This is a genomic window from Hydrogenophaga sp. (assembly GCF_018780075.1).
Taxonomy (GTDB): Bacteria; Pseudomonadota; Gammaproteobacteria; order Burkholderiales; family Burkholderiaceae_C; genus Hydrogenophaga.
In genome coordinates, this window is sequence record NZ_JADMKB010000115.1 from 16,112 (window position 1) to 30,941 (window position 14,830).

A 14,830-nucleotide genomic window follows, 5' to 3' on the forward strand; every position below is an offset into this window, starting at 1 on the left:
CAAACAGCGGTGGGCCGTGCCTTCGCTCCCTCCCCCCGCTGGCGGAGGGTCGGAGTGGGGGCCACGCCTGCACGTACAGAACTTCAGCTTGAACGCCCGCTGCCCCCAATTGCGAACTGGTGCTCTCGACCCACTACTGCCCGTCGCTAGACCTAGCCGGTCACCCTAGAGCGGGCGTTCAGCGACTGACCGACTAGACTCAATTGGGTAGGGAAGCCAGGAGGAAAAATGCTCGGTTCCGCAGACATCAAAGTTCGGCCGCTCAAGTTAGCGCTCATGGTCGACCCGAACAGCCCCACACAGGTTCGCGAAGCCATCCGCTTGGCTTGCACTCAGTGGGGTGGCATGTTCTTTCCGATCATCCCGGTGCATAAACGTATGCCAGCCAGTTGGCGTGACGGGCCATTGAAGCCTCCTCCGGCACAGACCGTGGTGAAGGGATACCTCGACGGATTTGATCCAGACATACTGGTCCAGTTCGGAAAGGAGCTTCCCAAGTACGTCCTCGACTCGAAGCTGGAGGTTCTCAAACCGGGTGATATCTGGCGCGGCGATCGAGACAAAGATGCGAACGAACCCACTTACGGGATTGGTGTTCTCGATGTTCTGCTGGACATCTACAAGGAGCACTTCAAGTTCAAGGCAAAGTATCCGCCTAAGGCCATCGTTCCCGTCATACCCAAGACGTTGGGGTTGTTCTGGGCCAGCGTCTTCGGCGAGTACCCAGCGCACATTGCCGAAGCCATCGACAGGGAGTTTGCGGACGCCTTGGAACTCACGAAGCCGGAAGTACGCGCGGACAAGTTTCGCGAGCTTACCGAAGGGGACGTTCTCTTTCCGAGGCGTGTCACTCAATGGGCGACACGTGTGCAAGGCGGGGTCGGCTATCGCAGAAGCGCCTCGGTATTTTTCATGGACGCTTCGAAAATCGAGGATGTTATCGACTATTGGAACCTCAGGGCCTCCGGACGTCCAGTGCTCCCGTTGCCAAAGCAGTTCCTCGCGGTGGAGTCGTTTAAACAGGTCATTGTCGAGTATCTCGACGAGCATCGTCGTCCTTGGGAGAAGGGCAGCCGTGGCTTCGATGTCGCAAGCTTAGTTCGTAGCCGCCACAGCTCGATGGACGAGATGCAAGCGTTTGCGAAGTCCCTCGCGCCGCCATCAGCGGATGGCCAGCAGGGTGCCGCGACGCAACGGATGTCTCTTCAGCATTGGTATCCAAGGCTGTGGGACGAATGGGCGCGGGGCAAGGATGGCGGCGTTGCCGACGTATATGGCAAGGACGACGAAACCATCGACATCGCTGGAGAGGGGGATTTGTCCATTCGGCTCAAATCTTTGATTCCGTCATTCGGTCGCGAGAACTGGTTCTGGAGCAATGGTCGATGCGTAAACGAGTTCGACTTACGCCTCTACGGCGCTGACGAACATCTGGCTGAGGTCTATCCAAAGGTCGAGGGCGACCAACTCCTGCATGCCATTACCGGCAACATCGGGGGCTTTGGTGAGTGGCGCGTAGGCCGTCATGGCCTAGTCCGGATCGTCCGCAGAGTGTCGGGCGAGTCTCGCAAGGCCCCCGAGTCGGAGAAGATCTTTTTCGCTTGGCTGAAGGATCGCGGATGGGAGGCGAAGCTCTCTAGTCCAGGCATTCTTGCCAAGCAGATATACAAACGCCTAGGCGGCGCGGTCGGCATGCTCGCAGACAAAGAAGTTCTTGCGCTAATCGAGCACATGAACGGCGGAACGATCAGCAGGGGGGGCGCGCAGAAGGATGACAGGGTGGGCGCCGAGCGGCAGGCCTCTGTTGCCGAGGTCAAGAGAAAGCTGAACGGTCATCGCTACGAATGGTTTGTTCAGAAGGGTATTTTCAAGCTTGGCCTGCAGACGAAGTGTCCCAACTGCCAGCGGAACAGCTGGTTTGGAATGACGACGCTGAAGGAGGAGTTCGACTGCCCAAAGTGCTTGAACACGTTTCGCGCCGCAGGAAATATTGATCAGGGGCGAAGTGGCTGGTTCTATAGGACGGCCGGTCCGTTCAGCGTACCGAACTTTGCGGACGGTGCGTTCTCAGTCTTGCTGACGCTGGAGGCCCTTGCAGGGCACGTGACCTCATCGCGTCGGAGCACCTCCGTTCCGAGTTTTGAGGCGATGGCACCGGGCAAGGTGGCCCTTGAGGCTGATCTCGCTATGTTCTGGCGAGACGGGAGCTATGGCGATGACACCGCCGGGATCTTGTTCGGCGAATGCAAAAGCTATGGGCTCTTCAAGCCTAAGGACTTTCAGCGCATGCGTTACCTCGCCGAGACCTTCCCCGGGGCGATACTGGTCTTCAGTACGCTACGCGAGAGTTTCACCAAGGGGGAAATCGCGGCACTCACTCGCCTCGCAAAGTTCGGGCGCAAGTACTGGAAGGCGGAGCGACCCGTAAATCCCGTGCTGATCCTTACTGGTGCAGAGTTGCTGACGTGGGAGCGCCCGCCTCGTTGCTGGAGTGAAGAACTGCAGAAGCGATTCCGGAACGTGCATTCGCTCATGGAGCACTGCAATGCCAGCCAGCCAGCAGATATACCTTGGGCTGCCGCCGTGGCATGAAGACTGGGAGGCCGCGTTTGACCGACGCCGGCGAGCGCGTGAGAAGAAGAGCGAGGGTTAGGAGTGCTCAGAATTGTCAGGGCTGACCGCGATGCGGGTCTCGGGCGACGAAGACAACCTGCCCGAAAACTGCCCATCGCGACCGGCAGCTCATGGCCGGCAGCGTGAGTACAAGGCAGCGCCATGAAGCAGACCTTTGGTGGTTGCATGCCCCACCCCAGCCCTCCCAGAGGGGGAGGGGTTCGTTGCTCAAGCCGCATGCAGCGGCAGCGCCGTCTTGTAGCGCACCTGCTTCAGCGCAAAACTGGAACGGATCTTCTCCACCTGGGCGATGGGTGAGATCTGCTCCAGGATGAAGCGCTCCAGCGCCGGCATGTCGGGCACGGCCACGCGCAGCAGGTAGTCGGCGTCGCCGGTCATGAGGTAACACTCCATCACCTCGTCGCGCAGGACGATGCGCTCTTCAAACGCCTGCAGCGTCTCGCGGCTCTGCTGCTTGAGGCTGATGGAGATGAACACGTTGAGGTGCAGGCCCAGCTGCTTCGCGTCGAGCAGCGCCACGTACTGCCGGATCAGGCCCCGCGCTTCCAGCGCCCGCACCCGCGCCAGGCAGGGCGAGGGTGACAAATGCACGCGCCGGGCGAGCTCCACGTTGGACAGGCTGGCGTCGATCTGAAGTTCTTCCAGAATCCTCAGATCGGTCGCATCGAGGTGGTTTGTGCTTTGAATGCTCATTTCAGCGGCATTTTATGGGCCACATCGGCCCGTCAACCCCACACATCCACACCAACTGCGCGCCGCTTGTGCCTACAGTCCGGGGATCAGGAGACTATCGCCATGAACAACATTGCCAACCCGCACGGCCTCGCCCCGCAGAGCGCCGCCGACACCAACCCCGGTGAGACCGCCGAGTGGCGCGACGCCCTGCTGTCGCTGGCGGCCAGCGAAGGCCCGGCGCGCGTGCGCCAGATCCTCGACGAGCTGGCCCGCCTGGCGCGCCAGCAGCGCATCGGCTGGCAGCCGGAGCTGAACACGCCCTACATCAACACCATCGCGGTCGAAGACCAGCCCGCCTTCCCCGGCGACCTGGCGGTGGAAGAGCGCCTGGCCTCGCTGATGCGCTGGAACGCGCTGGCCATGGTGGTGCGGGCCAACCAGGCCTACGGTGAACTGGGCGGGCACATCGCCAGCTACGCCAGCGCGGCCGATCTGTTCGAGACCGGGTTCAACCACTTCTTCCACGCGCGCAGTGAAAGTCATGGCGGTGACCTCGTGTTCTTCCAGCCGCACAGCGCCCCTGGCGTGTACGCGCGCGCCTTCCTCGAAGGCCGCCTGAGCGAGGCCGACCTGTTGCACTACCGCCAGGAGATCACCGCCCCGGCCAGCGGCGCGCGCGGTCTCTCCAGCTACCCACACCCCTGGCTGATGCCGGACTTCTGGCAGTTCCCCACCGGCTCCATGGGCATCGGCCCGATCAGCTCGATCTACCACGCGCGCTTCATGCGCTACCTCACGCACCGGCAGTTGTTGAACTGCGAAGGCCGCAAAGTGTGGGGCGTGTTCGGCGACGGCGAGATGGACGAGCCCGAGAGCATGAGCGCGCTCACGCTGGCCGCGCGCGAGAAGCTGGACAACCTGGTCTGGGTGGTCAACTGCAACCTGCAACGCCTGGACGGCCCGGTGCGCGGCAACGGCCGCATCATCGACGAGCTGGAAAAGCTCTTTGCCGGCGCGGGCTGGAACGTGATCAAACTCGTCTGGGGCAGCGACTGGGACGGCCTGTTCGCGCGCGACACCACCGGCGCCCTGGTGCGCGCCTTTGCCCACACGGTGGACGGCCAGATGCAGACCTTCGCCGCGAAAGACGGCCGCTTCAACCGCGACAACTTCTTCGGCCAGAACCCCGAACTCGCGGCGCTGGCCCAGGGGATGACCGACGAGCAGATCGACCGCCTCAAGCGCGGCGGCCACGACCTGGTGAAGATCCACGCCGCGTATGCAGCCGCCGCCGCGCACACCGGCCAACCCACCGTGATCCTGGCGCAGACCAAGAAGGGCTACGGCATGGGCGCGGCCGGTCAGGGCAAGATGACCACGCACAGCCAGAAGAAGTTCGACGAGACCGACCTGATTCAATTCCGCAACCGCTTCAACCTGCCGCTCACCGACGAGCAGGCCAAGGGTCTGGCCTTTTTCAAGCCCGCCGAGGACAGCGCCGAGATGCGCTACCTGCGCGAGCACCGCGCGGCGCTCGGCGGCGCCATGCCTCGGCGCGAGACTGCGTGCGCCGTGGTGCCGGTGCCGGCCATCGAGGCCTACGCCACCTTCGCCCTGCAGGCCGACGGCAAGGAGATGAGCACCACCATGGCCTTCGTGCGCATGCTCGGCACGCTGCTGAAAGACCCGGCGCTCGGCCCGCGCATCGTGCCCATCGTGGCCGACGAGGCGCGCACCTTCGGCATGGCCAACCTGTTCAAGCAGGTCGGCATCTACAGCAGCGTGGGCCAGCGCTACGCGCCGGAAGACATCGGCTCGGTGCTGAGCTACCGCGAGGCGCTGGACGGGCAGATCCTGGAAGAAGGCATCAGCGAAGCGGGTGCGCTGGCGAGCTGGACGGCCGCGGCCACCAGCTACAGCGTGCACGGCCTGGCCATGCTGCCGTTCTACATCTACTACTCCATGTTCGGCTTCCAGCGCGTGGGCGACGCCATCTGGGCCGCGGCCGACCAGCGCTCACGCGGTTTCCTGCTCGGCGCCACCTCGGGCCGCACCACGCTCGGCGGCGAAGGCCTGCAGCACCAGGACGGCAGCAGCCACCTCGTGGCGGCCACCATCCCCAACTGCAAGGCCTACGACCCGGCGTTCGCGGGCGAGCTGGCGGTGATCGTGGACGCGGGCATGCGCGAGATGCTGGTCGAGCAGAAGGACGTGTTTTATTACGTCACGCTCATGAACGAGAACTACGCCAACCCCGACCTGCCCGAGGGTGCGGCCGAGGGCGTGCTCAAGGGCGGCTACCGCTTTGGCCGTTACGGGCCGGCGGATGCCGCACAGCGCGTCACCCTGCTGGGTTCGGGTGCCATCTTCACCGAGGTGGTCCAGGCCGCGCAGCAGCTGGCCGCACAGGGCGTGGGCGTGGACGTGTTCAGCATCACCAGCTGGAGCGAGCTGGCGCGCGATGGCGTGGCGAACGGCGAGGGCTCGCACCTCACGCGCCTGCTGGCCGACAGCCGTGGCCCCATCGTGGCGGCCACCGACTACGTGCGCACCGTGCCCGAGAGCGTGCGCGCCTTCGTGCCCGAGGGCCGGCGCTTCCACACCCTGGGCACCGACGGCTTCGGCCGCAGCGACACGCGCGCGGCACTGCGCGCGTTCTTCCGCGTCGATGCCGCGAGCATCGTGCAAGCCGCGTTGGGCACCTGAGGGCGCGCAGCGCCCTGGATCACGTCACCAGGCCGAACTTCTTCGCCCGGTAGGACACGGTCGCTCGGCTGACCCCGAGGTCGCGTGCCGCGGCCGAGAGGTTGCCCCCGCAGCGCCGGATGGCCTGGCGCAGCAGGGCCAGCTCGGCCTGCTCCAGCGGACCGCCCTGCGTGGCGGCAGACGCGGAGCCCGCCGCGTCCCGGGCGGGCGTCGGGCGGGCGCCCAGCAGGCTCAGCGTGGCCGGCCCACCGTCGCGCCACGCCAGCGAGAGCACGTCCTGCGCCAGCGACTCGCCGCTGCTGAAGAGGTGGTGCACCTCGATCGCCTCGCCGTCGCCCACCAGGATCACGCCGCGCTCCACCAGGTTCTGCAGCTCGCGGATGTTGCCCGGGAAGCCGTAGTTGTACATGGCCTTCACGGCGGCCTGGCTGAAGCCCGCCACGCTGCGGCGGTGCCGCTTGTTGTAGTGCGCGAGGAAATGCCCCATCAGCAGAGGGATGTCGTCGCGCCGGTCGCGCAGCGGGGGCAGGTGGATGGGGAACACGTTGAGGCGGAAAAAGAGGTCTTCGCGGAAGTGCCCCTCGCGCACCGCCTGGCGCAGGTCCACGTTGGTCGCGGCGATCACGCGCACGTCCACGCCGATGGTCTTGCTGCCGCCCACGCGCTCCACCTCCCCTTCCTGCAGCGCGCGCAGCAGCTTGCCCTGGGCGACGAAGCTCAGGGTGCCGACCTCGTCGAGAAACAGCGTGCCACCGTGGGCCCGCTCAAAGCGCCCGGCGCGTGAGGCGCCCGCGCCGGTGTAGGCGCCGCGCTCCACGCCAAACAGCTCCGACTCCATCAGGGTCTCGGGGATGGCCGCGCAGTTGATCGCGACAAAGGGCTGGGCGGCGCGCGCGCTGATGCGGTGCAGGGTGCTGGCAAACATCTCCTTGCCCACGCCCGACTCGCCGGTGAAGAGCACCGTGGCCGTGGTGGGCGCCACGCGCTGGAGCATGTGGCAGGCCGCGTTGAACGCGGACGAGGCGCCGACCATGGTCTGGTCCGGGCCGGGGTTGGCGGCCGCGTAGGCCTCCAGGTCGGCCACCGGCACCACGCCGTCCTCGGGCGCCGCGGTGCCGCCGACGAAGGACTGCGCGTTCAGGTAACGCAGGTCTTGCTGCACGTCGTCCCAGAGGTCGGCGGACTTGCCGATCACGCGGCAGTGGGCGTCGCCGGACGAGCGGCAGTTCACCTCGCGAAACACGACCAGGCGGCCGAACAGGGTGCTGACGTAGCCGGTGGCGTAGCCCACCTGCATCCAGCAGGCCGGCGATCCGCCCACGCCGTAGGCGGCGATGTGCTCGTCGTCCTCGCTGGAGTTGTGCCAGAGAAACTCGCCCTCGTACGCGCCGGCGGCCGCGTCGTAGCTGGCGTGCACCAGCTCCACCTTGACCACGCCCTCCAGCGCGTGCAGGCGCGTGCCCGCCATGGCGGCGGCGCTCGGGTCGGCGTCGGGCCACTGCTTGCGCACCAGTTGCGCGTCGCGCGCGCCGCTCACGTAGCCCGCGCGCGTGAGCAACCCGCGCGCCTTGTCCAGGCCGATGCTTTCGATCAGCTCCCGCCGCAGCGAGCCCACCGCCTCGGAATGCAGCAGCACCATGCGCTGGTCCTGCAGCCAGATGCGGCCATCGCCCGGCGAGAAGAACAGGCACTCGCTCAGGTCGGCCACCGTCGGATGGGCCTGCTGGCTGATGGCGCTGGCGTCAAAACCCGCCAGCGGCAACGGCCCCCGGGCCCGCCCGGATGCCGCCGGATGGGCGCTCGCGAGGCGGGCCAGATCGGCCAGGGAGATCCGTTGTTTGGGCATGGCGTTGAGATGAATTTTTTGATGACTGGTGAAAACAGGCACATCAAATTTAGTTACTCATCATAAATAAATGACCTGCTTCAGGCTAGGTGACCCGGCCTGTTTTCGCCCTAGGGAAAGTCCTGATCTTTCCCTCTTGGGCACCCACCCTCCACGCCATTCCAACGGCCCTGCGAAGCGCCGCCTGGTACGCCCGTTGCACCACCTGTTGCAGCCACCGTGTGGTGTGCACGAACGATCAACAGGAGCAAAACAATGGGTGTTTCCGACAATCTGGCCTGGCTCGACAGCCGCCTCACTTCCGGCAAAGCCTTCGACGGCACATGGTCCACCACGCTCGCCAGCGTGCGTGACGTGAAAGAGCCGGCCACCGGCCAGGTGCTCTCGCAGGTGGGCATCGCCAGCGCCGCCGACATGCGCGCCGCCATCGACCGTGCGCATGCGGCCCAACCGGCCTGGGCCGCCATGGGCCCGCGCGAACGCTCGGCCGTGTTCCACCGCGCCGCCGCGCTCTTCCAGCAGCACTTCGCCGAGCTGGCCATGACCATCGCCCGCGAAACCGGCGGCATCGTGCCCAAGGGCCAGCACGAGGTGAACGAGTCCATCACGCTGTGCCACCTGGCCGCTGCCCTGCCCATGCAGGCCCAGGGCCATGTGCTGCCCGCCGCGGCCGGCCGGCTGTCGTTCGCGCGGCGCGTGCCGCACGGCGTGGTGGGCGTGATCTCGCCCTTCAACTTCCCGCTGATCCTGAGCCTGCGCGCGGTGGCCCCGGCGCTGGCGCTGGGCAACGCGGTGGTGCTCAAGCCCGACACGCGCACCCCGGTCAGCGGCGGCTTCATCATCGCCCGCGTGTTCGAAGAAGCCGGCCTGCCCGCCGGTGTGTTGCAGGTGCTGCCGGGCGACGCCGAAGCCGGCGAGGCGCTGGTGACCGACCCGCGCGTGCCCATGATCGCCTTCACCGGCTCGCCCGCCGTGGGCCGGCGCATCGGCGCGCTGGCCGGTGAACACCTGAAGAAGGTGTCGCTGGAACTGGGCGGCGCCAACAACCTGATCGTGCTGGAAGACGCCGACCTGGACGCCGCGGCCAGCGCGGCCGCGTTCGGTGCCTGGTTCCACCAGGGCCAGATCTGCATGGCCTCCAACCGCATCCTGGTGCACGAGTCCATCGCCGAAGGTTTCAAGGCGCGCATGGTCGGCAAGGCCACGCACCTGCCGGTGGGCGACGGGGCCAGTGGCCAGGTCGCCCTGGGTCCGATGATCGACGCCAAGCAGTTGAAGCACTTCGATGACGTCATCCAGGACAGCATCAAGCAGGGCGCCGTGCTCGAAGCCGGCGGCACCTTTGAGGGCCTTTTCTACAAGCCCACCGTGCTCTCGGGCGTGAAGCCCGGCATCCGCTCGTTCGACGAAGAGCCCTTCGGCCCGGTGGTCAACCTGGTCACGTTCCGCACCGACGACGAGGCCGTGCAACTGGCCAACACCAGCCAGGGCGGCCTGGCCGCCGCGGTGATCAGCCCTTCGATCGGCCGCGCCCTGGCCATCGGCCAGCGCCTGCGCGCCGGCATGGTCCACATCAACGACCAGACCGTCTGCGACGAATGCACCAACCCCTTCGGCGGCCCCGGCATCGGTGGCAACGGCGGCAGCGTGGGCGGCCCGGCCGACATCGACGAGTACACGCAGTGGCAGTGGATCACGGTGAAAGACGCGCCACCGGCGTTCCCGTTCTGACCCCGCCCCCCAACCACCGGAGACAAGACACATGCCACTCGCCAACAAAACCATCGTCGTCACGGGCTGCGGCTCGGGCATCGGTTCGGACTTCGCCAAACTCGCCCGCCTGCAAGGCGCGCGCGTGATCGGTGTGGACCGCAACGACCCCATGCTCACCCTGGACGGCTTCGTCAAGATCGACCTGGGCAACCCCGCCGCCATCGACGCGGCCATGGCCCAGTTGCCCGCACACATCGACGCGCTGGCCAACATCGCCGGCGTGCCCGGCACGGCGCCTGCCGAGCTGGTGGGACAGGTCAATTACCTGGGCCTGCGCCACTTCACGCAGCGCGTGATGGAGCGCATGGGCGAAGGCGGTTCGGTCGTCAACATCGCCTCGATTCTGGGCGCCGAATGGCCGGCCCGGCTGGAACTGCACCGCGAACTGGCGGCCACCCCCAGCTATCTGGAAGGCGCCGCCTGGCTGGCTCAGCACCCGGTGCCGCAAGACACCTGCTACCAGTACTTCAAAGAGGCGCTGATCGTCTGGACCTATACCCAGTCGCAGAAGGTGTTCCTGGAGCGCGGCATCCGCATGAACTGCGTCGCGCCCGGCCCGGTGTTCACGCCCATCCTGGGCGACTTCGTGCAGATGCTGGGCCACGAGCGCGTGGAAAAAGACGCCCACCGCATGAAGCGCCCCGCCTTCAGCGACGAGGTGGCACCGGTGATCGCCTTCCTGTGCAGCGACGCGGCGCGCTGGGTCAGCGGCATCAACCTGCCGGTCGACGGCGGCCTGGCGTCGACCTACATCTGACCCCGAGCAGGGGCATCAACGCCATGCCCCGACCGACCACCCTTCACCACAACGAGGAGACCCGCATGCAAAGAAACTTCACCCAACACCGGCGCCATGCGCTGGCCCTGGCCTGCGGCCTGGCCTGTGCATGGCCCGCCTTCGCGATGGAACTCGCGTCGGACGACCCCGACACCAAGATCCGGCTCGACTTCACACCCAAGTACAGCCTGGCCTACCGGCTCAAGGACCCCTCGGCCCTGCTGACCTCGCCCGCGGCGCGTGGCGACGGCGGTGTGACCAACGAGAACGACGGTGACCTCAACTTCGGCAAGGGCGTGGTGTCCAACCGCCTGGACCTGCTCAGCGAGTTCGACTACAGCCGAGGCAACTGGGGCCTGCGCTTCAGCCATGCGGCCTGGTACGACTCGAAGTACCTGGGTCGCAACGACAACCCCGGCACGATGGGTGTGAGCAACCAGCCGGGCCAGCCGGCCAACGAATTCATTCCGTCCACGCGCAGCCGGCACGGTCGGGGCGACGAGGTGCTCGATGCCTTTGCCTACGCCAAGGGTTCGGTGGGCGGACTGCCCGGCTCCATCCGCATCGGCAAACACGCGTTGCAATACGGCGAGAGCCTGTTTTTCGGACAGAACGGCATCGCCAATGCCCAAGGCCCGGTGGACGTGGCCAAGGTCGTCTCGGTGCCCAACTGGCAGTTCAAGGAAGTGCTGCTGCCGGTGGAACAGGTCTCGGGCAGCCTGCAGGTGGCCGAAGGGGTGACCCTGGGGGGCTACTACCAGTTCAAATGGCGCGCCAGCAAGATCCCGGGCGTCGGCAGCTACTTCTCGAACCAGGACTACATCGGGGGTGGCCAGGTGTTCTTCGGCCCGCCGCTGCCACCGGTGCTGGTGACCGACAACAGCAAAGACCAACGGCCCCCTGACAGCGGGCAGTTCGGCGGACAGTTGCGCTGGTCGCCCGCGGGCAGCGACTACGAGTTCGGCTTCTACGCCGCGCGCTACCACGACAAGACGCCCTCGGTGCCGGTGTTCGACCTGGTCAACGGCAACGTGCACCAGGTCTATGCCACCGGCATCAAGACCGTGGGCGCCAGCGTCACATCCTCCATCGGTCAGCTCAACTGGGCGCTCGAAGGCTCGGTGCGCACCGACGCGCCGCTGGCCAACGACCCCGCCGTGATTGGCGGCGCGCCCTTCATGCCACCGGTCAACTGCAACGGCTCCGCCGGCAACCCCTGCTACGCCACCGGCAAGACCGCTCACCTGAACCTCTCGGGCATCTACGTGCTCAACAAGTCCAGCCTGTGGGACGGCGGCTCGCTGGTCGCCGAACTGGCCTGGAACCGGCTCATGAGCGTGAGCAGGAACCCGGGCGCGGTGGGCTTCGGCGGTCTTGACCCCAACACCACCCGCAGCGCGATGGCGTTCCGCATGATCTTCGAGCCACAGTACTTCCAGGTGCTGCCGGGTCTGGACCTGTCGATCCCGATCGGCCTGGGCTACAACTTCGGCGGCCGTTCCTCGGCCATCTTCAACTTCGCCGGCGGCGCCAGCCAGTCGGGCGACATCAGCGTGGGCATCAAGGCCAAGTACCAGAACGACTGGAACGTCGGCCTGAGCTACACGACCTTCTTCGGCAAGGAGAACACCTTCACCGTGACCGATCCGCGCACCCCCTCGCGGATGCTGTCCTTCGGCCAGACCCTCAAGGACCGCGACTACATCGCGCTCAACGTCTCCCGGACCTTCTGAACCGACTGAACACCCCCCATGAAAACCGCACAACACTCCCTGATCCTGGCCGCCGTGGTGGCCGCCTCCCTCCCTGCCCTGGCCGCGGTCGGCGCCGACGAAGCCGCCAGGCTCAAGTCCAGCCTGACCCCGGTGGGCGCCGAAAGAGCCGGCAACAAGGCCGGCACCATTCCGGCCTGGGACGGCGGCCTGACCAAGGCGCCTGCGGGCTACCGCAACGGTGACGCACGCCCCGACCCCTTCGCCGCCGACAAGCCCACGCTGTCGATCAACGCGAAGAACATGGCACAACACGCCGACAAGCTCACGGACGGTGTGCAGGCGCTGATGAAGAAGTACCCGGACTTCCACATCGACGTCTACCCCACACGGCGCAGCGCTGCCATGCCGGCGTTCGTGTACGACAACACCTTCCAGAACGCGACCCGCGCCAAGGTCGTGGACGCGGGTCATGGTGTCGAGGGCGCCTACGGCGGCATCCCCTTCCCCATCCCGAAGGACGGCTACGAGGCCATCTGGAACCACCGCCTGGCCTGGCGCGGTGGCAACTACACCATGCCGGTGCGCGTGTGGGTGGTGACGGCCGATGGCCAGCGCAACATGGCTTCGGGCGGTGTGCAGACCATCAGCCAGACCTACTACGACAAAAGCGGAAGCCTCGACAAGTTCGACGGCTTCTACCAGTACGGCAAGTTCGTGGCCAACGCCCCGGGCTCCAAGGCCGGCGAAGCGATCCTGGCGCACGACGGCGTCAACGCCTCGGCGCCGCGCGGCCTGTGGCAGTACCTGGTGGGTCAGCGCCGCGTGCGCAAGGCCCCCTCGGTGGCCTACGACACGCCCGACTCCGTGACCTCGGGCATCGGCCTGTTCGACGAAGCCTTCAACCTGTTCGGCCCGATCGACAAACACGATCTGAAGCTGATCGGCAAGAAGGAGATCTACATCCCCTACAACAACAACCGCGCCGCCGCCGCCAAGGTGGATGACCTGGTGACACCGGGCACGCTCAACCCGGCCCAGGTGCGCTGGGAGCTGCACCGGGTGTGGGAGGTCGAGGCCACGCTGGCGGCAGGCAAGCGCCACGTGGTGCCCAAGCGCAAGTACTACATCGACGAAGACTCGTGGCAGATCGTGTTGCTCGACGGCTGGGACGCCAAGGGCCAGCTCTGGCGCACCAACTACTCGCTGATGCTGACCGCGCCGGACATCCCGGCCGTGAGCAGCTTCGTGATGTGGGGTGGCTATGACCTGCAGACCGGCGCCTACTACCTGAACATGTCGTCCAACGAACTGCCCAGGCAGTACGAAGTGAAGGAGCCCATCCCGCGCGCCTTCTTCAGCCCTGAGTCGCTGTCCAGCGAGGGCGGACGGTGATGACGCCCCCCCGAAGCGCCTTCGGCGCCTCTCCCCCAGGGGGGCGCCACCAGCGGCCCGGCGAAGCCGGTTCCGCGGTGGCCCTGGTAGCGGATGCGCGCTCTGGCGTGTCGCGGAGATCGGCGCTGGTGGGGTTGGCCGGTGGCGCGGTGGCCGGGCTGCTGCCGCTGGACGCGGTCGCCGCGTCGGCTCCCGCGGTGCTCTCGCGCCCGGCCCTGATCACCCCCAAGGCGCTGGGCGCTGCGATGCTCGCGGTCACGCGGGCCGGCGGCCGGCTGGTGGCCGTGGGTGAGCGCGGCACGGTGCTGCTGTCGGACGACCACGGCCAACACTGGCAGCAGGCGGCAGTGCCGGTGCAGGTGACGCTGACCTGCGTGACCTTCGCCGACGCGCGCCACGGTTGGGCCGCCGGCCACCTGGGCACCATCCTGCACAGCGACGACGGCGGCCAGACCTGGCGCAAGCAGCTCGACGGCATCGCCGCCGCCGCCAGCGTGGCCGAGGCCGCGCGCGCCTCGGGCGACGCCGCGGCGCTGGCCGACGCCCAGGCCCTGGTGGACGAAGGCCCGGACAAACCCTTCTTCGACCTGAGCTTCATCGACACACGGCGCGGCTTCGCCGCCGGCGCCTACGGCCTGCTGTTCGCCACGGTGGACGGTGGCCAGCACTGGCAACCGCTCTCGGCGCGGGCGGCCAACCCGCAGGGCCTGCACCTCTATGGCCTGCGCGCCACGGCCAGCCAGCTGGTCGTGGCCGGCGAACAAGGTCTGCTGATGCGTTCGGTCGATGGCGGCACCAGCTTCTCGGCCCTGCCCTCGCCCTACAAGGGCAGCTTTCTCGGACTGCTGCAAACCCCGGAGGGCCAGCTGATCGCCCACGGACTGCGCGGCTCGGTCTACCGCGCCGACGCCGACGCACAGCGCTGGGAGCGGCTGGAGAGCCAGACCACCGCCACGCTGGGCGCCAGCGCCGCGCTGCCCACCGGTGGCTTCGTGCTGGTCAGTCAGATCGGCGAAGTGTGGGTCGCGCCGCCCCATGCGGCCACCCTGCGCCGCCTGGCGGTGCGCGAAGCCGTGCCCATCGCCGGCGCCGCCCTGGCCGCCGACGGCGCCCTGGTCCTGGCCAGCCTGCGCGGCATGCGCCGCCTGGCCTCTTTGCCCACCGAGTGAACCCGTTCCCATGGACCTTGATTCCCCCCTCGACGCCCAACCCGTCGTCACGCGGCTGGCGGACTTTGACCCGGCATCGGGCTCCGCCATCGAACGCGCCTTCTTCAACCACCGGCCCTGGGTGCTGCTGCTGAGCCTGCTG

9 protein-coding genes are annotated in these 14,830 nt (G+C 67.0%); 7 read left to right on the forward strand and 2 right to left on the reverse strand.

Going from position 1 to position 14,830, the window contains the following annotated elements:
- Window positions 1-228: 228 nt before the first annotated feature.
- The gene (locus IV088_RS19075; RefSeq protein WP_291105407.1) at window positions 229-2,592 is read left to right on the forward strand and encodes a hypothetical protein; all 2,364 of its coding nucleotides are present in this window, start codon (window positions 229-231) and stop codon (window positions 2,590-2,592) included.
- 249 nt (window positions 2,593-2,841) lie between these two features.
- Here the strand turns inward: IV088_RS19075 and IV088_RS19080 are convergent, their stop codons facing one another.
- Complete coding sequence (locus IV088_RS19080; RefSeq protein ID WP_291105409.1) at window positions 2,842-3,327, reverse strand: Lrp/AsnC family transcriptional regulator; 486 nt, start codon at window positions 3,325-3,327, stop codon at window positions 2,842-2,844.
- Window positions 3,328-3,429: 102 nt separating this feature from the next.
- On the opposite strand from IV088_RS19080, the gene mdeB reads away from it, so the two are divergent.
- On the forward strand, window positions 3,430-6,015 hold the full coding sequence (mdeB, locus tag IV088_RS19085) for an alpha-ketoglutarate dehydrogenase (RefSeq protein ID WP_291105411.1): 2,586 nt from the start codon (window positions 3,430-3,432) through the stop codon (window positions 6,013-6,015).
- Window positions 6,016-6,034: 19 nt separating this feature from the next.
- Here the strand turns inward: mdeB and IV088_RS19090 are convergent, their stop codons facing one another.
- Window positions 6,035-7,861: a sigma-54-dependent Fis family transcriptional regulator gene (locus tag IV088_RS19090; RefSeq protein ID WP_291105412.1), complete on the reverse strand. Its 1,827-nt coding sequence runs from the start codon at window positions 7,859-7,861 to the stop codon at window positions 6,035-6,037.
- A 255-nt stretch (window positions 7,862-8,116) separates the two neighbouring features.
- On the opposite strand from IV088_RS19090, the gene IV088_RS19095 reads away from it, so the two are divergent.
- The 5 genes from IV088_RS19095 to IV088_RS19115 all read left to right on the forward strand — a co-directional run bounded on the left by IV088_RS19095 (window position 8,117) and on the right by IV088_RS19115 (window position 14,688).
- The gene (locus IV088_RS19095) at window positions 8,117-9,592 is read left to right on the forward strand and encodes a benzaldehyde dehydrogenase (protein WP_291105413.1); all 1,476 of its coding nucleotides are present in this window, start codon (window positions 8,117-8,119) and stop codon (window positions 9,590-9,592) included.
- 31 nt (window positions 9,593-9,623) lie between these two features.
- Entirely contained in the window at window positions 9,624-10,391 is a 768-nt protein-coding gene (locus IV088_RS19100) for a coniferyl-alcohol dehydrogenase (RefSeq protein ID WP_291105415.1), read from the forward strand.
- Window positions 10,392-10,456: 65 nt separating this feature from the next.
- Window positions 10,457-12,145 carry a DUF1302 domain-containing protein gene (locus tag IV088_RS19105; protein WP_291105416.1) on the forward strand — a complete coding sequence of 563 codons (1,689 nt, stop codon included), beginning with the start codon at window positions 10,457-10,459 and terminating at the stop codon, window positions 12,143-12,145.
- Between the two features lie 18 nt (window positions 12,146-12,163).
- Window positions 12,164-13,519, forward strand: a complete 1,356-nt coding sequence (locus tag IV088_RS19110; protein WP_291105417.1) for a DUF1329 domain-containing protein — start codon at window positions 12,164-12,166, stop codon at window positions 13,517-13,519.
- On the forward strand, window positions 13,519-14,688 hold the full coding sequence (locus tag IV088_RS19115) for a YCF48-related protein (RefSeq protein WP_291105418.1): 1,170 nt from the start codon (window positions 13,519-13,521) through the stop codon (window positions 14,686-14,688). The genes IV088_RS19110 and IV088_RS19115 overlap by 1 nt, the downstream gene beginning before the upstream one ends.
- The last annotated feature ends 142 nt before the right edge of the window (window positions 14,689-14,830 follow it).